This is a genomic window from Nocardia testacea NBRC 100365, assembly GCF_000308775.1.
GTDB classification, from domain to species: domain Bacteria; phylum Actinomycetota; class Actinomycetes; order Mycobacteriales; family Mycobacteriaceae; genus Nocardia; species Nocardia testacea.
On record NZ_BAGJ01000043.1, the window covers coordinates 1 to 24,418 of the forward strand.

A 24,418-nucleotide genomic window follows, 5' to 3' on the forward strand; every position below is an offset into this window, starting at 1 on the left:
AGCAGTTCACTGCGGTAGGCCGCAAGCTCTCACCGCTGTGACACCGCGACCTCCCCGGGCTCCTCCTCGGCCGCCCCGGGCAACCGCTCGGCCAGCAGGGCCAGGTCGTAGGACTGCCGGGCCATCCAGTACCGCAGCACCCCGGTCAAGGAGTAGCGCAGGAACAGTGTCGCCCCCACGATGCTCAGCGCCACCCCGGCCAGCGCGATGACGAGCGCGTCGCGCTGGACCAGTGCGTCGGAGGTGTTGTGCGACATCAGGTATGCCGGCAGCGTCACCACCGGCCCGAGGATCAGCAGTGCCACGCCCACACGCAACCACAGCGCGCCGCGGCCGGCGGCGGGGTCGGGGATCTTCAGTTCGGCGAGCTCGGTGACGAAACGGTCGGCCCGGGTCGAGTCGGTCATGCGGAACTTCCTAGGTAGAGAGTGGCCAATTCGTTGCGGAGCCCTTGATCGGGCGGGCCCTGATATTCGACGCGGCCGCGCACCAGGACGGCGGCGGAGTCGGCGATATCCAGTACGGCGGCGGCGAACTGTTCGACGACGAGCACCGCGACGCCTTGGCGGGCGATCTCGGCGACCTGTTCGTAGAGGCGGCCCACCACCAGCGGCGCGAGACCCATGGACAATTCGTCCAGCATCAGCACCGCCGGATCGGTGGCCAGTCCGCGCGCCAGTGCCAGCATCTGCTGTTCACCGCCGGAGAGCGTGCCCGCGGTCTGTCCGGCCCGCTGGGCCAGGATCGGGAAACGGGCGAAGGCGATCTCCTCGATCTGTTCGCGGGGTCGGCCGGTGAAGGTCATCATGAGCAGGTTGTCGCGCACGGTGAGGTTCGGGAAGATGCCCCGGCCCTCGGGAATCAGGCAGACCCCCGCGCGAGCCAGATCCCGGGGGTCGACGCCGTTCACCACGCGGCCGCCGAGGCGGAGTTCCCCGTCCGCGATCGGATGCACCCCGGCCGCGACCGAGAGCGTGGTGGTCTTCCCGGCGCCGTTGGGGCCGAGCAGCGCGACCACCTCGCCCGCGCGCACACTCAGATCGACACCGTGCAATACGGTGATCGCCCCGTAGGCGGCGCGGATACCGCGTAGTTCCAGCAAGGTGCTCATGCGGCCCCCAGGTATGCGGCAAGGACGTGTTCGTCGGCGCGTATCCGCTCCGGGGCCCCGTCGGCGATCACCGTGCCGAGGTCCAGGACGTACACGTGATCGCAGACGTTCATCACCAGGCCCATATCGTGTTCGACCAGCACCACGGCGGTGCCGTCGGCGGCGACCGAACGCAGCAGCCCGGCGAACCGGTCCGTTTCCGTACTGTCCTGCCCGGCGGCGGGTTCGTCGAGCAGCAGCAGTGTGGGCCGCACGGCCAGCGCCCGGCCCACTTCGACGAGCCGGGCCAGGCCGGTGGGCAGGGCGTCGGCGAGATCGCCGGCGCGGGCGCCCAGTTCGAGGCGGTCGATGATCTCGTCGGTGAGCTGCGCGGCGCGCCGCCGGTGCGGGCCGAGTTCGGCGGCCACGAGCAGGTTGTCGCGGACCGAGAGCCGGCCGAACAGTTCGAGCCGCTGAAAGGTGCGTGCCATCCCGTGCCGGGCCCGGCGCGCCGGAGCCAGCCGGGTGATGTCCTTCTCACCCAGCCGGACCCGGCCCGCCGCGGGACGCCGCAATCCGCAGATCACATCGAACAGGGTGCTCTTCCCCGCTCCGTTGGGGCCGATCAGGCCGGTGACCTGCCCGGCCTCGGCGCGCAGCCCGGCACCGTCGAGAGCCCGCCGGCCGCCGAAGGTCACGGTGACATCGCTAACGTGCAGCAGTGACGGCATGGTCGAGCACCTCCTTGTCCGTGGCTCGCCACGGGCGTTTCACACCCCACCATTCGACCGGTACATCCGGTTCGCTCGCGGCGGCCCGCTGTTCCCGGTTGTTCGCCCATATCCGGACCGCGAAAACGCCGAGCACCGAGCCCCAGAACAGGATCCAGCCGTCGACGGCACCGGCCAGCCGTAGCAGCCACAGCACCACCGGGATACCGATCATGGCGGCCAGGGCCACCCGGTTGCGGATGGCCGCCTCGAAACCCTCCCGCATCCGCGCCACGGCGCCGTGGCTCACCACCCCGCCACCGAAGGCCATACCGGCCAGCGCCGGGATCACATGGATCAGGTTCTCGCTGGACGGGAAGAGTACCGGGACCGCCAGCAGCGGTCCGTAGAGCGCGACGCCGACGAACAGCCCGTTGCCCAGCGCGCCGAGCCCGGCGAACACGGCGACCAGGAAGATCGGCATCCCGGCCACGAAATTGAACTGTTCCGGTGTCACCGACCCGATCTGCATGCCGTACAGCGCACCCCCTAGTCCGGCCAGTCCCGCGCTGAGCGCGAAGACCGCGACCTTGGCGAGCAGCAGGTTACCGCCGAGCGTCGCGTAGGCGGCCTCGCTGTCACGCAGGGCGATGAGCCGGCGGCCGAAACGCCCGCGGCGCAGCATGGCGACGCCCAGGGTGGCCAGCGCCAGGCAGACCGCCGCGAACACGGTGATCTGCGCGGTCTCGTCCAGTTTCAGCCCGAACAGGTTCACCCCCGCCACTTCCACCGAGCCCTGGTCGAAGAACGCGATCCGCACGCCGCCGATCTCGAACGCGGGCAGGGTGAAGATCCAACGGTCCAGGATCACCGCGAAGGCCGCTGTGCCCAGGGCCAGATATACCCCGGACAAGCGCAGCGCCGGCACCGCGACCAGCGCCCCCGCGACGGCCGCGATCAGCACCGCCCCGACCAACCCCCACCACTGGCCGCCCGGGGCCAGGTGGGCGTAGGCGACGGCGCCGATACCCGCCATGCTCAGCTGAGCCAGGGAGACCTGCCCCGCGTAACCGGACAGCGGCACGAACGACAGCGCGACGACACCGAAGGCGAACATCGGACCGTAGGCGAGCAGATCGCTTTCCCCAAGAGTGGTGGCGACCATCAGCCCGAGCAGCACGATCACACCGGCGAAGAACAGCGCACCGCCGCGCGAGGGAGTGGGCACCGGGCTGAGTCTGCGGTCACGGCCGCGCAATCGGCCGTGCGGGAACAGCAGCAGCGCGATCAGGAGCAACAGCGCCGGGGCGGCCAGCCGCAGACCCGGCAGGTACTCGTTCTGTGGCAGGTATCCGGCCAGGTAGCTCTCCATCAGCCCGACCACGACGGCCCCGAGGAACGTCATCGGCAAACTGCGCAGGCGGCCGAAAATGGCCGCGGTGTAGGCGCTGACGATGAGCAGCGACAGCGTGGCGGCATCCAGCGAGACCGTCGGAGCGATGAGAATGCCGCCCACGGCGGCCGATTCGATGCCCAGGATCCAGGCGACCCGGTTGGCGCGGACAGGATCCGCGCCGGTGAGGCCGGCCAGCGCCCGATCGTCGACGGTGGCCCGCATCTCCGCCCCGGTGCGGGTGTTGAACAGCAGCACCCGCAGACCCACCGCGACGGCGACGGCCACCAGCATGGTGAGCGCCTGATGCCAGGTGACGGTGGCCGAGCCGATCCGGAGAGGTTCGGTCTCGGCGAAGAAGGTGGGCAGAGTGCGGGCCTGCATCGGATCCCAGATCCAGCGCGCGGTGGCGATGAGCCCGCTCAGCAGCGCGACCGTCATCACCAGTTTCTCCGCGTCACCGAGACCCTGGACCGCCCGAAGGGCCCGCTCCACCAGCAGACCGGACAGCGGCGCCAGGACCAGCAGCACGATCGCCAGGGCGACCGGAACCGGGACATCCCACCCGGCGGTGAGCTGCCAGTACGAGAACGCCGCCATCATGCCGGCGGCGCCGTGCGCGAAGTTGAATATCCCGGTGGTCGTATGGGTGAGCACCAGACCGCTGCCGATGACGGCATAGACGGCGGCGGTGCTCAGCCCGACGATCCCGAAGGCGAGGAATTGATCCATGATCGATTACTCGACGTCCGCCATGGTCTTGCCGACATCGGCGAGCGTCATCGGCTCGCCGTAGTTACCGGTGTAGCGGTAGGGCGGGGTGTTGCAGCGGAACAGTCCGTTGTCGGCACCGAACTCCACGGGTTTCCAGCCGTCCGGCGTCGCCTGCATGACGTTGAAGCAGGTCGGCGGGGCGTCTTTGTTCGTGAGGTCGTTCGGGCTGTGCAGCCCGCCGCCGGTCCAGGCGTTCTCCTTCTGCGCGGCCTCGATCAGGCAGGTCCGGGTCAGCTCGGCGCCACAGCTGCTCGCCGCTTTCGCGAACAGCAGCCAGGCCGAGAAGGCCCGGACGGCCGGCAGCGTGATCACCGCGTCCGGCGCGTACTTCTGGTAGAGATCCTGCAACTGCCGCATGGCCTCCGATTCGCCGGCCAGCTGTGGCGCCACCACGCCACCGAGGTCCACCAGGTTGTTCTGGTAACTTGCCGAACGCCCGAGCAGGTCCACGTAGTCGGGACGGAAAGCGTTGTTGTTCGGGTCGATCCAGTCGAGCTTGTAGTCCATCGAGGTCAGCTTCTCCTCGAGTTTTGCCAGCGGCGCGTCCTCGCCGTACCAGATCAGCCCGCGAACCCCGGCGTTCTTGATGGCCTGCGCGTAGGGTGTCCAGTCGGTCACCCCGCCCACCGGGTACAGCTCGTTGTAGATCACGTTCGCGCCCATCGCCTTCAGCGATTCGACGGCCTTGTCACCGAGGACCTTGGTGACCGGTGAGTCCCCGTTGATGATCCCGACCGCACCGGCCGACTGCGGGTAGGCCTCCTTGGTGAGCCACCGCCGGAAGGCGTTGTACGGGTCGTAGTGGGCGTAGGTGCTGGGTGAGGGGATCACCTGCAGATCGGTGCCGAGGTTGGGCTGCTGGGAGACCTGTGCCGGGATATCGGGCAGGGTGCACTCGAGACGTTCCTTCACACCGAGGCCGTCGAGTCCGGCACCACCGCCCACCAGCGCGAAATCGGTCCGGCAGGCCTCCACCATCTTCTGGCGTACCGCCATCACCTTGGAGTCGTGGGTCTGGGTGGTGATGGTGCGGCCGTTGATCCCGCCCGCGGCATTGCACCACGAGGTGAACACCTCGGCGGCGTCGACGAATTCGGGGTTCTTCGAATAGCCGACATCGGAGAAGACGCCGACGGTGATCTCGGTATCGGTCACGCCCTGGGTCGGTGCCCCGGAGGCGTCGCCGTCCCGGCATACACCGGTCAGGTCCCCGAAATCGGCGACCACCGAGTCACCGGAGGAGGCGTTCTCGGTCTCGGTTCCGGTGCGGCCTCCGCAACCGGCGGTGGCGAGCAATGCCACGGCGATCAGGCCGGCGGCTATTCGCTTCGGTCTCACGACGGTCCTTTCTGCGCCGGCCCCCATCGGCCGGCCGATCGTGATCGGGCGGTACAACGTCCGCCCCGCGCACCGAGCTCCGCGGCGAGACTTCCCGGTCGGCCGGGCCGAATCCATAGCTCTCGGTGAATGAAAACTAGCTTCTCACTTATCGAGAATCAATATCCTGTTTTTCGGGCACCCCAGCGGTCGGCGGTCTTCGCGGGCGCGCTCGGCCGTCGGCCGCGGTCCGGCCTACACGGTGGCCACGACCTGTCCGTAGACCCTCGCGTTGACTAACCGGCCGCCGCGTGGAAATCTGTTATCCGAAAGCGAGAATACCATTCTCATCGAGAGGAGGCGCGATGCGTGTACCGCCGCTACCCGCCGAGGAGTGGGACGACGAAGTCGACGCCGCGCTCCGGGTGATGCTCCCGCGCCGGCTGCGCAATCCGGAATCGGCGAGCAACGCCCTGTCGACGCTGGTCCGGCATCCGGCGCTCACCAAGGCGTTCCTGACCCTGAACGTCCATCTGTTGTTCCGGTCCGCGCTGCCGGCCCGCCTGCGCGAACTCGCGATCCTGCGGGTCGCGCACCGCAGGGACTGCGTCTACGAGTGGAACCACCACCGGGAAGCCGCCCTCGCGGAGGGCATCACCGAAGCCGAGATAGACGCGGTCCGGCGGGGCGAGGCCACCGCCGCGCTCGATCAGCTGATCCTGCGGGCGGTCGACGAACTCGACGAGAAATCGAACCTGGCCGACAGCACCTGGGACGCGCTGTGCGCACATCTCGACGAACAGCAGCGCATGGACCTGATCTTCACCATCGGCACCTACAGCACGCTCGCCGCGGCCTTCAACACCTTCGGCGTCCGTTCCGAGTACGAGAGGTAATCCCTTGGCACACTTCAACAAACCGGCAGCGGGTAGCTGGACCGAGCATTACCCGGATCTGGGCACCGAACCGGTCGACTACAGCGATTCCATCGACCCGCAGTTCTACGAGGACGAGCGCAACGCCATCTTCAAACGGACCTGGCTCAATGTCGGCCGGGTGGAACGGCTGCCGCGCAAGGGCAGCTATTTCACCAAGGAACTCTCCGCCGCCGGCACCTCGCTGATCATCGTCCGCGGCAACGACGATCAGATCCACGCCTACCACAACGTCTGCCGCCATCGGGGCAACAAACTCGTCTGGGACGACTTCCCCAACGAGGAAACCTCGGGCTTCTGCAAACAGTTCACCTGCAAGTACCACGCCTGGCGCTACAGCCTGGAGGGCGAGCTGACCTTCGTCCAGCAGGAGAAGGAGTTCTTCGGTCTCGATCGCGCCGACTACGGCCTCAAGGATGTGCGCTGCGAGGTGTGGGAGGGGTTCATCTTCATCAACCTCGACCCGGACGCCGAACCGCTGACCACCTTCCTCGGCCCGATGATCAAGGGCCTCGAGGGTTATCCGTTCCACGAGATGACCGAGGTATTCAGTTACCGCGCCGAGGTCGGCAGCAACTGGAAGCTGTTCATCGACGCCTTCGCCGAGTTCTATCACGCGCCGATCCTGCATATGAAGCAGGCGGTCAAGGACGAGGCCGACAAACTCGCCGGCTACGGCTACGAGGCGCTGCACTACGAATTGCAGGCTCCGCATTCCATGATCTCCTCCTGGGGCGGGATGGCGCCGCCCAAGGACCTGAACATGGTCAAGCCGATCGAGCGCGTGCTGCGCAGCGGCCTGTTCGGTCCGTGGGACCGGCCCGATATCGAGGGCTTGGACCCGCTGCCCGTGGGCATCAACCCCAGCGGGCACAAGGCATGGGGGGTGGACGAGTTCGAGATCTGGCCGAATTTCTCGCTGCTGTTCTGGGCGCCGGGCTGGTACCTCACCTACCACTACTGGCCGACCGCGGTGAACAAGCACATCTTCGAGGCCAACCTGTACTTCGTGCCCGCCAAGACCGCCCGGGAACGCCTGGCGCAGGAGCTGGCCGGGGTGACCTTCAAGGAATACGCGTTACAGGACGCCAACACCCTCGAGGCCACCCAGACCATGATCGCGACCCGCACCGTCACCGATTTCCCGCTCAACGACCAGGAGATCCTGCTGCGCCACCTGCACAAGACCGCCCAGAAGAAAGTCGAGGAGTACCGCAATGGCAACTGAGTCGAAACTGCCCGCCGAATTCGCCGATCTGGCGCGGTTCGAGGACTGGATCCTGCCCACCGAACCCGAGCGCTACGCCAAACGGCTGGCCTCCACGATGCCGGAGATGCAGGAGTTCTACGACGCGGGAATGGCGCGGCTCGAGGACGCCATCGCCTACTGCGACCGGTTCGACCTCGACGATCTGCCCGAGGACGCCCGCAATCTGTTCCATCTGCTGCAGTCACTGGTGATGGCCTCGTTCCCGGTGGAGGTGTGGAAGCAGCCGCGGGTGCCCGACAGTGGCGCCGCCTATCTCGATATCGTGCGGGAGCCGGTGGTGTAACCGTGCTGACGCTGCGAGCCGCCGGGTTGCTCGATGTGGACACCGGCGAGATCATCCGGCCCGGCATATTGCGCGTCGAGGGTGACCGGATAGTCGGGGTCGGGGGCGGGCCCGAGGGCGAGGTCGTCGAGCTGGGCGATCTGGTCCTACTGCCGGGATTGATGGATATGGAGGTCAACCTGCTGATGGGCGGCCGGGGCGAAACCGGCCTGACCTCCTCGGTGCAGGACGATCCGCCACTGCGCATGTTGCGCGCGGTGGGCAATGCCCGGCGCACGCTGCGTGCCGGCTTCACCACGGTGCGCAATCTCGGTCTCTTCGTGAAAACCGGTGGTTACCTGCTGGATGTGGCGCTCGGCAAGGCCATCGACGCGGGCTGGATCGACGGACCGCGCATCGTGCCCGCCGGACATGCCATCACCCCGACCGGCGGCCACCTGGACCCCACCATGTTCTCCGCGTTCGCGCCGGATGTACTGAAACTGACGCTGGAGGAAGGGATCGCCAACGGTGTCGACGAGGTACGCAAGGCGGTGCGGTACCAGATCAAACACGGCGCCCAGCTGATCAAGGTCTGTGTGTCCGGCGGCGTCATGTCGCTGACGGGCGCGCCCGGCGCCCAGCACTATTCGACCGAGGAACTGCGGGCGATCGTGGACGAAGCGCACCGGCGCGGCCTCCGGGTGGCCGCCCACACCCACGGCGCGGACGCGGTGAAAGAGGCGGTCGGGGCCGGTATCGACTGTATCGAGCACGGGTTCCTGGTGGACGAGGAGGCCATCGACCTCATGGTCCGCGAAGGCACCTACCTGGTGCCGACCACCCGGCTCGCCGACGCCATGGATGTATCCAAGGCGGCACCGGAACTCCAGGCCAAGGCCGCCGAAATGTTCCCCCGTGCCCGCACTTCGGTGAAGGCGGCCTTCGATGCCGGAGTGAAGATCGCGGTCGGCACCGACGCGCCGGCCATCCCGCACGGCCGCAACGCCGACGAATTGGTTGCCCTGGTCGAGCGGGGACTGGATCCGCTGTCGGTGCTGCGCGCGGCCACGGTCACCGCGGCCGAGTTGATCCAGGTCGACGATCGCGGCCGGCTGGCCGAGGGACTGCTGGCGGATGTGATCGGTGTCCCCGGCGATCCCCTGGCCGATATCACCGTCACCCAGCAGGTGCGGTTCGTGATGAAAGGCGGGAAGGTCTATGGCGGCAACCGATGACCTGATCGAGATCCAGCAACTACTCGCCCGCTACGCGGTGACCATCACCAAGGGCGATATCGATGGCCTGATCGGCGTGTTCACCCCCGACGGCACCTACAGCGCTTTCGGCGACACCTACACCCTCGACGTGTTCCCCGAACTGGTGGACGCCGCGCCCAAGGGGCTGTTCCTCACCGGCACCCCGCTGATCGAACTCGACGGCGATACCGGCACCGGCACCCAGCCGCTGTGCTTCGTGGAGCATTCGAGCCACGATATGCGGATCGGTTACTACAGCGATACCTATCTGCGCACCGAGCAGGGCTGGCGATTGCGGACCCGCGCCATGACCTTCATCCGGCGCAGCGGTATCCACGACTCCGGAATCCCGCACGCCTTCGAGCGGCCCACGGTATGAGCGGGTCAGGCCCGAAGGCGGCAGCGGAGCGTCACCACGCAGGGCCCTCGCGCATACCCCATCGGCACAGCATGAGCGGGTCAGGCCCGAAGGCGGCAGCGGAGCGTCACCACGCAGGGCCCTCGCGCACACCCCATCGGCACAGCATGAGCGGGTCAGGCCCGAAGGCGGTCACGCAGCGTCACCACGCAGGGGCCTCACCCATACCCGGGGAGACGGTATGAAGGTCGCCGAATTCCGGTCGGCACTTCGCGCCTGGCTGGACCGACACGACCTCTCCCCCGGCCCGGAGCCCGGTTTCGACGCGCAGGTCGCGCAGCTGGCCCGGGTCCGGCGGGCGCTGTTCGACGGGGGCTGGATGCGCTACGGCTGGCCCGCGGCAGTCGGCGGTCTCGGCGGCGATCCGCTGTTGCGGGCGGTGCTCGGCGAGGAGGTCGCCACCCGCGGTCTGGCCGAACCCGGCATCTATTCCATGGTCGAGGTACTCGCGCCCACCATGATCTCCTATGCCCGGCCCGAACTGGCCGCCACGATGGTGCCCCGGCTGCTGGACGGCAGCGAACAGTGGTGCCAGGGGTTCTCCGAACCGGGATCGGGCTCGGATCTGGCCTCCTTGCGCACCCGGGCCGAACAACGTGGATCGGATTGGGTGGTCAACGGCCAGAAGGTGTGGACCAGTCTGGCGCAGTTCGCCGCCCGCTGTGTCCTGCTCACCCGCACCGGCCCCGGACACGACGGAATCACCGCGTTCTTCGTCGATATGGACACCCCGGGAATCACCGTGCGACCGCTGCGCACCATGCACGGCGTCGACGAATTCGCCGAGGTGTACTTCGACGAGGTGGTGGTGAGCGGTGACCGGATGCTGGGCCGGCCGGGTGACGGCTGGCGGGTCGCCATGGATCTGCTGCCCTACGAGCGGTCCACCTGTTTCTGGCATCGCATCGCCCACCTGTTCACCCGCCTCGACCGGGTGCTGGATCAGACCGCGGCCGGGGACGACGCCGATCTCGGCGCCGCCTACCTCGCGCTGCACACTGTGCGCTGCCGGTCCCGGGCCACCCAGCGGCGGCTGGCCGGTGGCGCCGCGCTCGGACCGGACACCTCTGTCGACAAGGTGCTGCTGGCGACCGCCGAACAGCAGCTGTTCGATACCGCACGCGACCTGCTCCCGGGCGTCGTCGAGCTCGACGAGACCGAATGGCGTTCGGAGTTCCTGTACTCGCGCGCGGCGACCATCTACGGCGGCACGGCCGAGATCCAGCGCAACATCATCGCCCGCCGTCTGCTCGATCTGGGGAAGGAGTGAGCGGTGGATACCGACGAACAGATCCTGCTCACCGATACGCTCCGCAAGACGATGAGCGCGGTCACCGGCGCCGCCCTGTATCCGGCACTGTGCGAACTGGGCTGGCACGATCTGCTCACCGGTCCTGCGGAGATCGCCGAGATCGCCGTTCCTCTGGTCTTCCGGCTGCTCGGTGAAACCGGCGCCCACGCCCCGCTGCTCGACGATGTGATCGCGCACGCGGCGGGCCGGCCGCTCGGCGAGCGGATTCCACTGCCGTTCGCCGGCGGCTTCCGGGTGCGCTGGGTCGACGAACGACCGCCGGGCGCAACCGAACTCGTCGACCCCGAGCTTCCGCTGGTGCGCACGAGTGACAGCACCGGAACACTCCCGGTCCTACCGGCTACGGCGACGAACGCCGCGCGCCGCGCCCTGGCCTGGTGGCTGGTGGGGTCGGCGCGGGCCATGCTCGAGCCGGCCCGCCGTCACGCGCTGGAGCGCCATCAGTTCGGTAAGCCGGTGGCGGGGTTCCAGGCCGTGCGGCACCGCCTGGCCGAATCCCTGGTCGCTGTCGAGGGCGCGGAGGCCACGCTCGCGGTCTCGCCCGGCGATGCCGATCATCCGGCGCATCCGGACCTGCACCGCCCCCGCCCCGAGGATTCCGAGGCGCTCGCCGCCCTGTTGGCGAAGGCCGCCGCGGGTCGGGCCGCGCTGCTGACGGCCCGGCATTGTCAGCAGGTGCTGGGCGGAATCGGTTTCACCGCGGAACATGAATTCCATCGCCACTACAAGCGCGTTCTGGTCCTCGACGGATTGTTCGGCACCACCCGGGAACTCACCCGGGAGGCCGGCGCGATACTCCGCGATCTGGGGTACGCGCCACGGCTCGCGCATCTGTGAATCGCCGTCTCACCCTGGCCGGCGCGCCAGGGCGGTGGCTCGGAGTCCCGGTTCAACGACGCCCACGGGGCGTTCCGGCTGCCGGGTCGATGGATCAGGCGCAGGCCTGCGAAACTCCCCCGGAGATCGCGACCAGGCCGCACATGGTGGAGGACGCGATCTTCCAGCCGTCCGCCTCACGGACCGCGTGGCCGACCTGCCCGTCCACCACCGGGCTGCCGGAAATGTTGAGGGTGAAACGTAATTCGGCCTTCCCGGGTTGCGCCAGGACCACATTGGTGACTTCCACCGTGGTGAGCGCCGTACGGATATGATTCGCCATTCCCGAGATCTCGGTTTCGAATTCCGTACCGCGCTCCACCAGAGCGATACGGTCCGCGGTGGAGGTGGCCGGGGCGAAGAATGTCGTGTACGCACCCACGATGGCGGCACTCGCGGCGGCCGGTGATTCGGTGGCCGCGACCCCGGTATCGGATCCCGCCGAGGTCGCGGATTTCTCACCTGCTCCGGTGGTTTCCGCGCTGGGTAGCACATAACAGTTGTCGGGGCCGAAGAAATTACCGCAGCCGGTGACCGCGGTCAGGGCGAGCGCGACCCCGCCCGCGGCGGCAATACGCGCCACCCGGTGTCTTCGTGACATCGATTCGTCTTTCTGCAGAGTGATGAAGCGCATCCGGGAAACACGGTTTCCGCGGATGTCGCGGCGAGCTTAGCCCGGGACACACTGGGGTAGAGGCGAATTCGGAGCATTTGAACGGATGGAAATCCGGTAAACAGCGGCCCCCACCGGAACGTGCTTCGTCGGGTCGGCACCCCGTGGTGGTTTGTTCCGAGCCCCCTGACCCGAGCACATGTCGACACTCCCGCGACCGCCGCGGGCCCGGGCGGTGTACCGATTCTGCGCGATCGGTACACCGCGCCCGGGCCCGGTGGCGTCGCCCGCGCGCGGAGAATTTCCCCGACCAGCGGGAACAACGCCGTGCGGGGAGCGACGATCAGCTACACGCCGGATTCGGCTCGCCGCTGCCCTGGACGGCCAGCAGCGAACAGAACGTCATTGCCGCGACCTTCCAGGTGTCCCCCTCTTTGATCGCCTGTCCGGACTGGTCCGGCAACACCGGGTTTCCGCCCAGCAGCAGGGTATAGGTGACCTCCGCGGTCTTGTCGTCGACGAGCTGAACCGCCGAGACGGTAACACTTGTTCCGGAGGCCCGGGGGTCGGCGGCCATACCCTCCAGCATCGGCGCGAACGCCTCACCCTTCTCGACGAGCCCCGCCCGCGTGGCGGCCGGCGCCTTCCCGTCGAAGAAAGTGACGAAGGCGTCGGTGATCTCCTTCTGGGTCTCCGGGGAGGCCGTGGCGGGCGCGGCCGAAGTGGTGGCGGCCGGAGCCGAAGTGGCGGCGGCGGCATCGTCGGTGGAATCACCGCAGCCGATGACGGCAGTGGCCGTCAGGGCCATCAGGCCGATGAGCGCGGCGCTACGCCGGGTGCTGGTGGAACGCATGGCGGAAACCTTTCCGATGAACGCGTCGAATCGCTGTCCATCAGGGAAATTCGAAAACAGGGTTCCGGGTCGTCGTAATCGGTTACGCTACCCGTGTCGAAGAATCCCTGATCGCCGGTTTCCTTTTCGGTGATCACTTTTCCGATATCGGGGGATCGATACCGCGGCGAACGGATCGATCCCCCGAGCGGCATATCTACTCGATATTCGATTTCATCTGCTCGAGGTCGACCAGAATCGGATAACCGCTCACACTCAGTGCGTTCCCGTGCCCGGTGGAATGGATATCGAACACCGATTGCACCGCCGCGTAGAAACCCTGCACGTCGAGTGTCTGATTCACCGCCCGCTTCGCCTGGCGCAACCCGAACGGCGGCATCTTCGCGATCCGGGCCGCCAGTTCCGCCGTCTTGGCCGGTAGCTCCGCCAGCGGAACCACCGTATTCACCATGCCGGTCTGCGCGGCCTCCTGCGCGGTCACCGCGCGGCCGGTGAACAGGATCTCCTTGGCTTTCCGCGCCCCGAGTTCCCAGGTGTGACCGTGGTATTCGACCCCGCCGATCCCCATCATCGCCACCGGATCGGAGAACAACGCGTTATCGGCGGCGATGATGAGATCACACGGCCAGCACAGCATCAACCCGCCCGCGATACACCGGCCCTGGACCGCCGCGATCGACGGTTTGGGCACATTGCGCCACCGCAACGTGTACTCCAGGTACCGCCGGCTCTCGGTCTGATAGATCCAGTCGAGGGTGATCTTCTCCGGTTTCGGCCAGCTGTCGTCCTTGAGGTCGTGACCGGCCGAGAAATGCTTGCCGGCGGCGTTCAGGACGATGACCACCACCTCGTCGTCGGTGGCCGCCCGGGTCCAGGCGGCATCCAGTTCGTCCAGCAGCGCCGAGTTCTGGGCATTGGCGGCCTCGGGCCGGTTCAGCGTGATCGTCGCGATCTTGTCGGCGACCTCGTAGTCGATATACGGCAAAGCAGTACTCCTCGGTTCCGGGTCGCGCCGGCCACGAAGCCGGCGCACGTCTTCCGTTCACTGCGCCGCCCGCGGTCGGCGGATCGCCGACCGCCGAAGACGCGATCCCATGGTGTCGCCGATCACCGTGCGGTGGCGAGGTATTCCGCGGCGACCACCGCGCGGTGCCGAGCCGCTCCGCCGAACAGCAGTTCACCGGCCTTGGCCCGCTTGATCGCGAATTGCAGATCGTTCTCCCAGGTGAACCCCATCGCCCCGAACAGCTGCACCCCGTGCCGGAACACCGTCGACTGGCATTCACCCGCCGCCGCCTTGGCCATCGCGGCCGCCAGTTTTCGCCGCGGATCGTTTTCGGCCAGGCACAGCGCCGCGAAATACCCCAGAGCCCTGGCTCGTTCGACGGCCAGATGCATATCGGCCGCCTTGTGCTGGACCGCCTGGAACGCGCCGATAGCGGTATCGAATTGGTGCCGGGTGCGAATATGTTCGAGCACCATGTCGAGGACCCGTTGGCAGGCGCCCACCGTGGTCAGCGCCAGACCCGTCAGCGCCAGCTGGCGAGCACGTTCGGGGTCGGCGGCGGTGCGGTCGCCGTCGGTGACCCGGACCGCGTCGAAGGTGACCTCCGCCAGGTGCAGCACCGGATCGAAGGCGGCGGTCCGCCGGGCGGTGACGGTATGCGCGGGGACCACGAACACTCCGGCTTCGGTGACCACCGCGAGACGATCGCACCGGTCGCCGTCCAGGACCGGGGCGGCGCTGCCGTTCAACAGCCAGCCGTCGCCGTCGCGGGTCGCGGTGACCCCTTCGAACACCGCGGCGCCGGTACCGTCGGCAGTGGCGAAGTCCCCGGCCAGCGGCGCGAACTGGGTCATCGTGGCAAGGTAGGGCGTGGGGTCGGTCGCCCGGCCCAGCCCTTCGAGCACGATAGCGAGTTCCACCGCCGCTTCCGGTTCTACGAGTTCGGTCCACCCGAGCTCGACGTAGGTCTTCCACAGCCGGCCCGGATCCGCACCGGCGTCCACGATCTCCCGGATCACCGTGGGCGGGCATTCCTTGGCGGTGACTTCCCGGACCGTATCGCGCAGCAGCCGTTGATCGGCATCGAACTCGAAGAGCATCCGGGCTGCCTCCTGTGGCGGGGTTGCGTTACGTTCAGGAGAATAGCATTCTCTTGAGATGAAATTAATAGTCTCCTCAAGGGTGCGGACACGGGACGTGCCTGCCCAGACATGGGACGTTCTCCGGTACAGTGCACTCATGTTCTCCACAGATGGGATCGATGGGATCGGACGGGCCATCCGGTGACCAGCCCGAGCGAAGAACCGGCCTGGAAGCAGCGCGCCGTCGAACGCTCGATCCGCACCGCGAAACTACGCGCGGAACAGCGGGTCCAGCGTTTCCTCGATGCCGCCCAGGCGATCATCACCGAGAAGGGCACCACCGATTTCACGGTCCAGGAGGTCGTGGATCGGTCGAAACAGTCGCTGCGCAGTTTCTACCTGCAGTTCGACGGTAAACACGAACTGCTGCTGGCCCTGTTCGAGGATGCCCTGAGCCGGACCGCCGAACAGATCCGTGCGGCCGCGGCGGGTAAGGACAACGCCCTGGAACGGCTACAACTGGCCGTGGAGCTCCTCTACGAACTGTGCCGCCCCGATCCGACCGCACAGCGTCCGCTGTTCACCGATTTCGCCCCGCAGCTGCTGGTCAGCCATCCGGCCCAGGTGAAGGTCGCGCATACCCCGCTGCTGGCACTGTTCACCGAGCTCATGATCGACGCCGACAAGGCCGGCCTGCTGCGCAGCGAGGTCAATCCGCGCCGGATGGCGGCCATGGTGATGCAGACGGTCATGTTCACCGCGCAGTCCAACGGCGGTATCGACGACGAGACCGCGTATCCCATCTCCGCCGAGGAGATCTGGGAATTCTGCGCCCGGGGCTTCGCACACGCCGACTGAGCGAGAATAACGTTCTCCAAATCAGAGAAACGGGCTTACACTCGCTGTATGCCCGATCTCTGGACCGACCTTCTCGCCTGCATGGACCTGCGCCTGCGGCCGACCGCGCCACAGGCCGGTGACGACGACGCGCCCGCCCCCGACCCACAGGCCACCCTGTCGGTGTTCGAGGGCCCCAATCAAGAACTCGAGTATCACCGTCTGTTCGGCGGCCAGCTGCTGGCGCAGTTCCTGCGCGCGGCGGTGTTCGCCTGCCCGGACAAGACGGTGAAATCCGTACATGTGATCTTCGCGCGCGAAGGTAAGAGCGATGCCCCGGTGTACTACGTGGTGCAGCCGCAGCACCGCGGCCGCTCCTTCGCGACCTTCACCATCGTGGCGCGGCAGAAGGGCGATGTGATCGCCACCGCGCTGGTTTCCATGACCGCGATGGAGGAGGGCCGGCAGAGCCAGGAGATCGCGGCGCCGTCGCCGCTGCCGGGACCCGAGCACCGGATCGAGATCGGGCTCATCCCGTGGGAGACCCGCTCGCTGACCGATCTGAGCGACAAATCGGTGGGCCCCGCCGAATACGAATTGTGGATGCGCACCCCCGAGGTGGGGCCCGAACTCGCCCCCGGGCTGGTGGCCTACGCGACCGATCTGAACGTGATCGGTACGGTGCTGCGCCAGGTCGACGGATTCGAGCACAGCGGCAACGGCACCGAATTCACCTCGGCCACCACCTCGCACACCCTCTGGTTCCACCGGCCGTTCCGCTGCGACGACTGGCTGCTGCTACGGCACCACGGCACGGTGCTGGCCCACGGCCGCGCCTACGGGCGCGGTGACGTCCTCACCGCCGACGGCACCCTGGTGGCCTCGTTCGCGCAGGAAGCCCTCCTGCGCTTCCGTCCCTGACCGGCCTCCGGCGACCAGCCCACCCCCCACGGAGAACCGATGGACCCCAGTACCCTCACCTCCCCCGCCGCCCGCGACTCCGGCGGCCCGTACCGGGTGGCCCAATGGGCCACCGGCACCATCGGCCGCCGCGCCCTGCGCGCGGTCATCGCGCATCCGGATCTCGAACTGGCCGCGCTGTACTCGCAGTCGCCGGACAAACAAGGACGTGACGCCGCCGAACTCTGCGGTCTGGACACACCGACCGGAATCCGGGCGGCCGCCGATCTCGAACAGATCCTGGCGCGGCGCCCCGACTGCGTGCTCTACATGCCGCGGACCTGCGATATCGACGAGGTGTGCGCGATCCTGGCCGCGGGCACGAATATCGTCACCACCGTCGGCCTCTTCCATCATCCGCCCAGTATGGATCCCGGGGTCCGGGCCCGGGTGGAGGCGGCCTGCGCGGCCGGCGCCACCTCGATCCACAGCACCGGGAGCAGCCCGGGATTCATCACCGAGGCGGTACCGCTGGTACTCACCTCGATCCAGCGCCGGCTCGACTCCCTGGCCATCGAGGAATACGCCGACCTGTCACAACGGAATTCGCCGGGCATTCTGTTCGACGTCATGGGTTTCGGCGGCCCCCCGGCCGATTCCGCGCGCGCTCGGCTGGACCATCTGCGCGCGGGGTTCGGACCGTCGCTGCGGTTGCTCGCCGACGGGATCGGCCTGCCCCTCGACGAGGTCACCGCGGCGGGTGAGGTCGCCACCGCGGGGCATACGTTCGAGATCGCGGCCGGCACCATCGAGAAAGGCACGGTGGCGGCCCAGCGCATCACGATCGCCGGACGGCGCGCCGGGCACACCGTCGTATCCTTCCGGGCAGTCTGGCATTGCGGCGCCGACGCCGAAACGGGTTGGGACATCCGCCCGACCGGCTGGCATCTGTCGGTACACGGGGACGCTCCGCTCGAGATCGATATGGTGTTCCCCTTCCCGCTCGCGGAGATGGCCGAACACTCCCCCTCCTATACCGCCAACCGCGCGGTCAACGCCGTCGCGCCCGTCTGCGCGGCGCCGCCGGGTATCCGCACGGTCCTCGACCTACCGGCCATCACCGCCGACCTGGGACGACGATGAACGACCACGAAGCACTGCGCACGCTCAAAGCACGCTATTTCCGGTTGATGGACACCAAGGACTGGACCGGGTTGCGCGCGCTGTTCTGTGACGACGTCGTCATCGACCTCGCCGGGTCGGGTGGCGAGGTGATCACCGGGGCCGACGAGTTCCTCACCTTCCTCACCGCCCGCATCGGCGACGCGCTGACCATCCACCACGGGCACTCACCCGAGATCGATGTATTGACCGAGACGACGGCACAGGGCATCTGGGCGCTGGAGGACCGGCTGATCTGGCCGGACGGAACGCGCGTCCACGGTTTCGGGCACTATCACGAGACCTACGCCAAGGTCGACGGCGAATGGCGCATCCGGACCCAGCGGCTGACCCGGCTCCACACGGACTACCGGCCCGCGGGTGGCTGATACCGAGGACAGCAGGCCGAATCCCGAGTCCGTACGCGAGATCGAGGTCCGCGAACCGGGCCGCCGCTGGTCGGGTTCGCGCTCCGTGGATCGCCGGGGCGGATCCCCGCCACGGCACGCCGTAACCAGATCTCGGCCTCCTCGGCGCTGCCCCGCGCCTTCAGGAGACGCGCGACGGCATACATCGCGTGATGGTTGCCGGCGCCCACGGAACGCCGGAACCAGGCTTCGGCCTCACCGGTCTCGCCCCTGCCTTCCAGTACGACCGCGAGGTTGCACATCGCTGCACGACAGCCGGCGGCGACGGCGCGGCGAAACCATGTCTCGGCCGCCACGGTCTCTCCCCTGTCCGTGAGCAGGATCGCGAGATCGTTCATCGCCTCGGCGATGCCCGCCTCCGCCGCACGGCGGATCCGGGTTTCGGTATCGATCGCCCCGTCACGGTTCTCCAGCAGCACCATGAGTCCCCCTCATCGTGGTCTCGCCTGCGTCGGCCGCGCGGCGGTGGCGTCGCCCGCCGGGCATGGACCGGCTGTTCGGCTCCGACACAGACCTATGGTGCCGGAGCACTACGACAAGCTCTGTCCCCGCGCGGGAATCCGGAGTGCGCCGACCATCGGTTCACCGGATAAGCGCGGGCACGCACGAGGGTGGGGCGTGGCCTGCTTTTCGCACAGATCACTCGGTGGCAGGCCGGTACCCGTCACGGACCGGCCGCATCAGCTGATCGACGGCGGTATAGGGGTCGCATTCGCCCGCCCCCACCGCGTCGGCGAGGGCACCGAGTCCCGGATGGACGCGCAATCGGCTGTAGGCGAGGGAGAGGATCTGGACCCGCGCCCGGGCGGCACGGCGCTGCGTGGTATCGGTGCGATGGTGGGCGTCGACGGCGTCGACCAGTTCGGGAATACCGGTTCCGTTCGCCGCGACGGCCGTGAGAATCGGGACATCGGTTTCCGCGCGCAGTTCGCGAACCGTCCGCTCGGCGCCGTCACGATCGGCCTTGTTCACGACCAATAGGTCGGCGACCTCGAGCAGCCCCGCCTTCGCGGCCTGCACCGCGTCCCCGGCGCCCGGGGTGAGGACCACGACGGTGGGATCGGCCACGGCGGCGATCTCGATCTCGGACTGCCCGACGCCCACCGATTCGATGACGATCAGATCGTAGGACAGCGCGGCCAGCAGCCGGATCGCCGCGGGTACTGCCGCCGACAGGCCGCCCAGGTGCCCGCGGGTGGCCATGGACCGGATCAGCACCTGCGGGTCGTCGATATGAGCGGCCATGCGGATACGGTCGCCCAGCAGCGCGCCGCCGCTGTACGGTGAGGACGGGTCGACGGCCAGTACGGCGACCCGGCGGCCCCGTGCGCGATAGGCGCTCACGACCGCCGCGATGGTGGTCGACTTACCGGCCCCGGGCGGGCCGGTGAACCCGACGACCCGGCCGGCGGCCGGTTCCAGCAACCGCAGCACCTCATCGCGCCGGCCCCCCTCGATCAGGGTGAGCAGACGCCCCGCCGCGCGCACCGAACCGGCGCGCGCGGCGGCGATCAGTTCCGCCGGGGACCTGCCCCCGGCGGTCCCGTCATCGCTCACGGCGCGGCGACCTCGAGCACCGTCGCCGAACCCATTCCCCCACCCGCGCACATGGCCACGATCGCCAGACCGCCACCGCGGCGGCGCAATTCGTGGACCGTGGTCACGATCATGCGCGCCCCGGTCGCCGCCACCGGATGCCCGAGCGAGCAGCCACTGCCGTTGACATTGACCAGGTCCGGGTCCAGGTCCAGGGCCCGCACGGCCGCGATCGGCACCGAGGCGAACGCCTCGTTGATCTCGAACAGTTTCACCTGCCCCAGTGCGATACCGGCTTTGCGCGCGGCTGCGGTGATCGCTTCGATCGGTGCCAGACCGGTATCGGCGGGGTCGACACCCACCGACGCCCAGGAACGGATGGTGGCCAGCGCCGGCAACCCCAGTTCATCACTGGCTACGGTGAGCAGTGCGGCCCCGTCGTTGGCGCCCGCCGCGTTACCCGCGGTGATCGAGAACCCTTCGATCTCGGGATGCAGCACCTTCAGCGAGGCGAGCTTTTCCAAGGTGGTCGTCCGCCGCGGATGTTCGTCGACCGCGAACTGCCCGAACGGCGTATCGATCGGGACCACCTCGGCGTCGAAACGTCCCTCGTCGATGGCCGCGATCGCGTTGCGGTGCGAACGCAGCGCCCAGGCGTCCAGATCCTCCCGGGAGATACCGGATTTCACCGCGGTGTTCCAGCCCACGGTGATCGACATGTCCAGGTTCGGCGCATCCGGCCGGTCCGGATGCGACGGTGAGGTCCACGGATCGGCCCACTCGTCGGGCCCCACCCGGAACCGCGCCCTGGGCGCGGTGGAATCGGCATTGACTCCGCCGGCCAGCACCAGCCGATCCATTCCGGCGCGGATACCGGCCGCTGCCGTCTGCACCGCCGCCATACCCGCCGCGCAGTGGCGGTTGTGCGCCAGGCCCGGCACCCCGGTGAGACCGGCGGTGATCGCCGCGTGCCGGGCGATCACCCCGCCGCCGTAGCGCCCCTCGCCCAGCACGAGATCGTCGATGGGCGCGTCGGTCTCCAGCTGTTCGGTCGTCGCCTCGACCACGTGATGGGCCAGGTCGAAGGCGGTGGTTTCACGCAGCGTGCCCTTGACGGCGGTCCCGATCGGGGTACGCAGCGCGGATACGATCACGGCTTCAGGCATCAGCTCTCTCCAGTTTCCCCCACGTCGACGATCTTGCCGATATACATGAGAATAGTATTCTCTCAATCCGAGAGCGATAATCGCAAGAGAGGGTAGCGTCATGCAGATCGAGGGAAGTTCGGCGATTGTCGTCGGCGGCACGGGCGGACTGGGCGAGGCCACGGTCCGGCGGTTGCACGCGGCCGGCGCCAAGGTCGTGGTGGCCGACGTCGCCGACGACAAGGGCAAGGAACTGTCCGAAGAGCTCGGTATCCGCTATGTGCACACCGACGCCACCAGCGAGGAATCGGTACAGGCCGCCGTCGAAGAGGCGCAATCCCTGGGGCCGCTGCGTATCTCGGTCGACACCCACGGCGGACCCGCCAGCGGCGGGCGCCTGGTCGGCAAGGACGGCAGCCCCCTCCCGCTCGACGGATTCCGCACCACCATCGAGTTCTATTTGATCGCGGTGTTCAACGTGATGCGCCTGTCCGCCGCCGCGATCGCCCGATCCGAACCCACCGAAGAAGGTTCGCGCGGTGTCATCGTCAACACCGCCTCGGTCGCCGGATACGAGGGACAGATCGGTCAGCTGCCCTACTCCGCGGCCAAGGGCGGTGTGATCGGAATGACCCTGGTCGCGGCCCGAGATCTGTCCCCGCTCGGTATCCGGGTGGTGACCATCGCCCCGGGCACGTTCAATACCCCCGCCTACGGCAAAGCCGCGGACCAGCTCGAACAGTACTGGTCGCCGCAGATCCCGTTCCCGAAACGGATGGGCCGCTCGCCGGAGTACGGGCAGCTGGTGCAGTCGATCGTGGAGAACGACTATCTCAACGGCGAGGTCATCCGCCTCGACGGCGGCCTGCGGTTCCCCCCGAAGTGAACGAGCCGGCCGAACCGGGCGGTGCGGCGTCCGGACCGGGACTGTCGGCGTCCTCCGCTGCGCGATTCCCGGCGACGGACGGCCGCGACGCGGACTCCGGACCGGCCGCGCGCACCGGCAGCGATACCCACCGCCTCGGCGGCGGGTTTCCCTGCCAGGAAAGGTCGCCGTCGAACGCCTCTATCTCGGCCCGGCCGCCGACCTGCGGCCGGATAATATCGCGGTGAACTGCTCGAGCCCGTCCCGGGTTGTCCTCACCGAAGGCCGGCCTCCGCGGCTTTTCCGGCCCGGGACCGGAGTTCGGGTGCAGGGTAGCGGCACTCCATTCCCGACCACAGGAGGAAATAGGCTTCGCAGCACCGTATTTCACCGGCTAGGGTGGTGAACATACAGCCGGGAAGCGGCGGGGGTGCTGATGCTGACCTATTCAGTCATGTTTCTCTATGTGCTCGCGACCGTGTCTCCCGTCCTCACGCTGACCGAAGATCTGGGTGAGCGCGGGTGGTGGGGCGCGCTGGGAGGTTTCCTGATCGTTGTGGCCTGGCTCGGCGGGCTCCTTCTCATAGCGCTGCTGGGCATGGCCTGGGACGAAGCGCGGGAAAAGCGCAAGAAGGCCGAACAAAGGAAGCAGCGGGAGGAGCGACAGCGTCGGCGCGCGGCGGACAAGCGGGCCTGGGAAGCCGAACACCCGGGCTCGAAGTACCCCTGGGACAGTCACGACCGGGGCGGGAGCTACGGCGGAGGCTCCGGCGGATACAGCGGCTGCGGGGGCGGCGACAGTGGTGGCGGCGGCGACTGATCAGCCCGTGCGGGACAGCGGTAGGCGCACCGGGTCATGACGGCGAACGCCGGCCCGAGCGTTTCCACGGTCGACCTCCGTCGCCTGGGAGAACGTCTGACAGCGCGGGTATTCGGAGACGGACGGCGATGAGCCGCCCGCTGCTCATGACCACCGGGCGGTTCGCGAAATCGGTGGCGGAATCACTCGCCGGACGGCCGATAGACGTCGTGGGAAGCGTCGAACACCAGACCGGTGGTATCGATGAAATCGGCCAATCGGTGCTCCGGCGCCTGGACGGTCACGCCCTTGAACTCGGCATCCACCACCACCCGCAGCCGGTCGATATCCGCCCAATCGTCCTCGTCGTTCACTTTGACCCGGTCCACCTCACACCAGCCCAGGTGGATCTCGAATCGCACCGTCGTTCCGGCCTGATGCAGCACCCGAATCCGCACATAATCGAAATTGCTGTGTTCGCCGTCGAAGAGGTAGGCCTCGATCGGCTCGCCGAACTCCTCGCATTCGGCCCGGGCGCCTTCGAGTCCACGCCACGACGACACGGTGAACGGGATCGACTCGATGTGGAATTCCACTCCGGATCTCCCGTCCGGGTAGCCGTCGAAGTAGACGCTCCACGTCAGTTCCGGAGCACCGGTCGCCCAGTTCTCCGCGAGAACCCCTTCCCAGGTCGATTCGGTGACCGGGCGGAATTCCGGCCACGGGTGGTGCTCGCAGGCTGGTGCGTCCATCCGCTCAGCATAGAGACCGGAACCGACACGGCCACTGCGGTATTCGTCCCGCGGAAGCTACTTCTTCCCGGAGTTGAGCCGGGCGACCGTCGCCTGGAAATCGTCGGTCTGGAACGACTGGTACTCCGCGGTGGTGGCGTAGTCCAGAGTGGCCGCCACCGATTTCTCGAGCTGGATGTTCAAGACCCGCTTGGTCGCCTCCACCGCCTGCCGGGGCATTTCCGCGATCCGTTTCGCGCAGGCCAGCGCCTCGGCCAGCGGGTCGGACACCACATGGTTGGCCAGGCCCATCTCCCGCGCGCGTTCCGCCGGGATACGCGCGCCGGTGAGCGCGTACTCCTTGGCCAGCAGCAGACTGGTGTGCAGGGGCCAGGTCAGCGGACCGCCGTCGGCGGCCACCAGCCCGACCTGGACATGTGGGTCGGCGAGATAGGCGGTTTCGGCGAGGTAGACGATATCGCTCAGTGAGACCAGGCTGCAGCCGAGACCGACGGCGGGACCGTTGACCGCGGCGACCACCGGAACCCGGCAGCGCGCCATCCCGAGCACGATATCCCGGCCGTGCGCGATGGTCTTCTCCCGCAGCACCGTATCGCGGCCCAACTCCTCGAGGTAGGCGAAATCACCGCCCGCCGAGAATGCCTTACCGGCACCGGTGAGTACCGCCGCCCGGGCGTCGTAGTCCTCGGCCAGGCGCGGCCACAACCGGGCCAGCCCGGTGTGCAGCGCGTCGTCCACGGCATTGAGCGCGTCCGGGCGGTTGAGGGTGATGATTCGCAGCGGGCCGTCGGCGCGAACGTCGATTTCCGGTGGCATGTCGTACAT

Annotated in this window: 27 protein-coding genes and 1 pseudogene; 14 read left to right on the forward strand and 14 right to left on the reverse strand. The window is 68.0% G+C overall.

The window, feature by feature from the left end:
- Positions 1-29 precede the first annotated feature (29 nt).
- The 5 genes from ON38_RS05820 to ON38_RS05840 are packed head-to-tail and all read right to left on the reverse strand — an operon-like array spanning position 30 to position 5,305.
- On the reverse strand, positions 30-407 hold the full coding sequence (locus ON38_RS05820; protein WP_051164415.1) for a hypothetical protein: 378 nt from the start codon (positions 405-407) through the stop codon (positions 30-32).
- Complete coding sequence (locus ON38_RS05825) at positions 404-1,111, reverse strand: ABC transporter ATP-binding protein (protein ID WP_039822980.1); 708 nt, start codon at positions 1,109-1,111, stop codon at positions 404-406. The genes ON38_RS05820 and ON38_RS05825 overlap by 4 nt, the downstream gene beginning before the upstream one ends.
- Entirely contained in the window at positions 1,108-1,821 is a 714-nt protein-coding gene (locus ON38_RS05830) for an ABC transporter ATP-binding protein (protein ID WP_039822982.1), read from the reverse strand. The genes ON38_RS05825 and ON38_RS05830 overlap by 4 nt, the downstream gene beginning before the upstream one ends.
- Entirely contained in the window at positions 1,799-3,925 is a 2,127-nt protein-coding gene (locus tag ON38_RS05835) for a branched-chain amino acid ABC transporter permease (protein ID WP_039822984.1), read from the reverse strand. The genes ON38_RS05830 and ON38_RS05835 overlap by 23 nt, the downstream gene beginning before the upstream one ends.
- A 6-nt stretch (positions 3,926-3,931) precedes the next feature.
- A complete protein-coding gene (locus ON38_RS05840; RefSeq protein ID WP_245563929.1) occupies positions 3,932-5,305 on the reverse strand; it encodes an ABC transporter substrate-binding protein in 1,374 nt (457 codons plus the stop codon).
- A 344-nt stretch (positions 5,306-5,649) separates the two neighbouring features.
- On the opposite strand from ON38_RS05840, the gene ON38_RS05845 reads away from it, so the two are divergent.
- The 7 genes from ON38_RS05845 (at position 5,650) to ON38_RS05875 (ending at position 11,577) form a co-directional block, all read left to right on the forward strand.
- Positions 5,650-6,180 carry a carboxymuconolactone decarboxylase family protein gene (locus tag ON38_RS05845; protein ID WP_039822985.1) on the forward strand — a complete coding sequence of 177 codons (531 nt, stop codon included), beginning with the start codon at positions 5,650-5,652 and terminating at the stop codon, positions 6,178-6,180.
- Between the two features lie 4 nt (positions 6,181-6,184).
- Entirely contained in the window at positions 6,185-7,447 is a 1,263-nt protein-coding gene (locus ON38_RS05850; RefSeq protein WP_039822986.1) for an aromatic ring-hydroxylating oxygenase subunit alpha, read from the forward strand.
- Complete coding sequence (locus tag ON38_RS05855) at positions 7,437-7,772, forward strand: hypothetical protein (RefSeq protein ID WP_039822987.1); 336 nt, start codon at positions 7,437-7,439, stop codon at positions 7,770-7,772. The genes ON38_RS05850 and ON38_RS05855 overlap by 11 nt, the downstream gene beginning before the upstream one ends.
- A 2-nt stretch (positions 7,773-7,774) precedes the next feature.
- Positions 7,775-8,989: a metal-dependent hydrolase family protein gene (locus ON38_RS05860; RefSeq protein ID WP_039822989.1), complete on the forward strand. Its 1,215-nt coding sequence runs from the start codon at positions 7,775-7,777 to the stop codon at positions 8,987-8,989.
- Positions 8,973-9,389, forward strand: coding sequence for a nuclear transport factor 2 family protein (locus ON38_RS05865; protein WP_039822991.1), 417 nt, complete (start codon positions 8,973-8,975; stop codon positions 9,387-9,389). The genes ON38_RS05860 and ON38_RS05865 overlap by 17 nt, the downstream gene beginning before the upstream one ends.
- Positions 9,390-9,609: 220 nt before the next feature.
- Positions 9,610-10,698, forward strand: a complete 1,089-nt coding sequence (locus ON38_RS05870; protein ID WP_039822993.1) for an acyl-CoA dehydrogenase family protein — start codon at positions 9,610-9,612, stop codon at positions 10,696-10,698.
- A gap of 51 nt (positions 10,699-10,749) precedes the next feature.
- Positions 10,750-11,577 carry an acyl-CoA dehydrogenase family protein gene (locus ON38_RS05875; protein WP_085995355.1) on the forward strand — a complete coding sequence of 276 codons (828 nt, stop codon included), beginning with the start codon at positions 10,750-10,752 and terminating at the stop codon, positions 11,575-11,577.
- A gap of 94 nt (positions 11,578-11,671) precedes the next feature.
- On the opposite strand, the gene ON38_RS05880 is transcribed toward ON38_RS05875, so the two are convergent.
- From ON38_RS05880 to ON38_RS05895, 4 genes are all read right to left on the reverse strand, one after another.
- Complete coding sequence (locus tag ON38_RS05880; RefSeq protein WP_157181678.1) at positions 11,672-12,217, reverse strand: MTB12 C-terminal domain-containing protein; 546 nt, start codon at positions 12,215-12,217, stop codon at positions 11,672-11,674.
- A 355-nt stretch (positions 12,218-12,572) separates the two neighbouring features.
- A complete protein-coding gene (locus ON38_RS05885) occupies positions 12,573-13,082 on the reverse strand; it encodes an MTB12 C-terminal domain-containing protein (protein WP_039822998.1) in 510 nt (169 codons plus the stop codon).
- A 196-nt stretch (positions 13,083-13,278) separates the two neighbouring features.
- Positions 13,279-14,067, reverse strand: coding sequence for an enoyl-CoA hydratase (locus ON38_RS05890; RefSeq protein ID WP_039822999.1), 789 nt, complete (start codon positions 14,065-14,067; stop codon positions 13,279-13,281).
- 122 nt (positions 14,068-14,189) lie between these two features.
- Positions 14,190-15,188, reverse strand: a complete 999-nt coding sequence (locus ON38_RS05895; RefSeq protein ID WP_039823001.1) for an acyl-CoA dehydrogenase family protein — start codon at positions 15,186-15,188, stop codon at positions 14,190-14,192.
- Between the two features lie 183 nt (positions 15,189-15,371).
- Here ON38_RS05895 and ON38_RS05900 point away from each other — a divergent pair, with 183 nt between their 5' ends.
- From ON38_RS05900 to ON38_RS05915, 4 genes are read left to right on the forward strand one after another with little or no spacing between them, the layout of a single operon-like run.
- Positions 15,372-16,028, forward strand: a complete 657-nt coding sequence (locus tag ON38_RS05900) for a TetR/AcrR family transcriptional regulator (RefSeq protein WP_030521084.1) — start codon at positions 15,372-15,374, stop codon at positions 16,026-16,028.
- A 48-nt stretch (positions 16,029-16,076) separates the two neighbouring features.
- Complete coding sequence (locus tag ON38_RS05905; protein ID WP_039823004.1) at positions 16,077-16,928, forward strand: acyl-CoA thioesterase; 852 nt, start codon at positions 16,077-16,079, stop codon at positions 16,926-16,928.
- A gap of 39 nt (positions 16,929-16,967) precedes the next feature.
- The gene (locus ON38_RS05910; protein WP_051164416.1) at positions 16,968-18,050 is read left to right on the forward strand and encodes an NAD(P)H-dependent amine dehydrogenase family protein; all 1,083 of its coding nucleotides are present in this window, start codon (positions 16,968-16,970) and stop codon (positions 18,048-18,050) included.
- Complete coding sequence (locus ON38_RS05915) at positions 18,047-18,457, forward strand: nuclear transport factor 2 family protein (protein WP_039823006.1); 411 nt, start codon at positions 18,047-18,049, stop codon at positions 18,455-18,457. Before ON38_RS05910 ends, ON38_RS05915 begins: the two co-directional genes overlap by 4 nt.
- Here the strand turns inward: ON38_RS05915 and ON38_RS05920 are convergent.
- From ON38_RS05920 to ON38_RS05930, 3 genes are all read right to left on the reverse strand, one after another.
- Positions 18,436-18,918, reverse strand: a complete 483-nt coding sequence (locus ON38_RS05920; protein ID WP_039823008.1) for a tetratricopeptide repeat protein — start codon at positions 18,916-18,918, stop codon at positions 18,436-18,438. The genes ON38_RS05915 and ON38_RS05920 overlap by 22 nt on opposite strands.
- A gap of 217 nt (positions 18,919-19,135) precedes the next feature.
- Positions 19,136-20,053: a methylmalonyl Co-A mutase-associated GTPase MeaB gene (gene meaB / locus ON38_RS05925; RefSeq protein ID WP_051164417.1), complete on the reverse strand. Its 918-nt coding sequence runs from the start codon at positions 20,051-20,053 to the stop codon at positions 19,136-19,138.
- Positions 20,050-21,198, reverse strand: a complete 1,149-nt coding sequence (locus ON38_RS05930) for a thiolase family protein (RefSeq protein WP_039823010.1) — start codon at positions 21,196-21,198, stop codon at positions 20,050-20,052. The genes meaB and ON38_RS05930 overlap by 4 nt, the downstream gene beginning before the upstream one ends.
- Before the next feature lie 100 nt (positions 21,199-21,298).
- On the opposite strand from ON38_RS05930, the gene ON38_RS05935 reads away from it, so the two are divergent.
- From ON38_RS05935 to ON38_RS36785, 3 genes and pseudogenes are all read left to right on the forward strand, one after another.
- Positions 21,299-22,063, forward strand: a complete 765-nt coding sequence (locus ON38_RS05935) for an SDR family NAD(P)-dependent oxidoreductase (RefSeq protein ID WP_039823012.1) — start codon at positions 21,299-21,301, stop codon at positions 22,061-22,063.
- A 160-nt stretch (positions 22,064-22,223) separates the two neighbouring features.
- Positions 22,224-22,328: pseudogene (locus tag ON38_RS37395) on the forward strand (short-chain dehydrogenase); the annotation flags it as partial.
- Between the two features lie 150 nt (positions 22,329-22,478).
- Positions 22,479-22,862 carry a hypothetical protein gene (locus ON38_RS36785; protein WP_174372392.1) on the forward strand — a complete coding sequence of 128 codons (384 nt, stop codon included), beginning with the start codon at positions 22,479-22,481 and terminating at the stop codon, positions 22,860-22,862.
- Between the two features lie 182 nt (positions 22,863-23,044).
- Here the strand turns inward: ON38_RS36785 and ON38_RS05945 are convergent, their stop codons facing one another.
- Together ON38_RS05945 and ON38_RS05950 are read right to left on the reverse strand one after the other, a co-directional pair.
- Positions 23,045-23,593, reverse strand: coding sequence for a hypothetical protein (locus ON38_RS05945; RefSeq protein WP_039823015.1), 549 nt, complete (start codon positions 23,591-23,593; stop codon positions 23,045-23,047).
- Positions 23,594-23,650: 57 nt separating this feature from the next.
- Complete coding sequence (locus ON38_RS05950) at positions 23,651-24,418, reverse strand: enoyl-CoA hydratase/isomerase family protein (RefSeq protein ID WP_039823017.1); 768 nt, start codon at positions 24,416-24,418, stop codon at positions 23,651-23,653.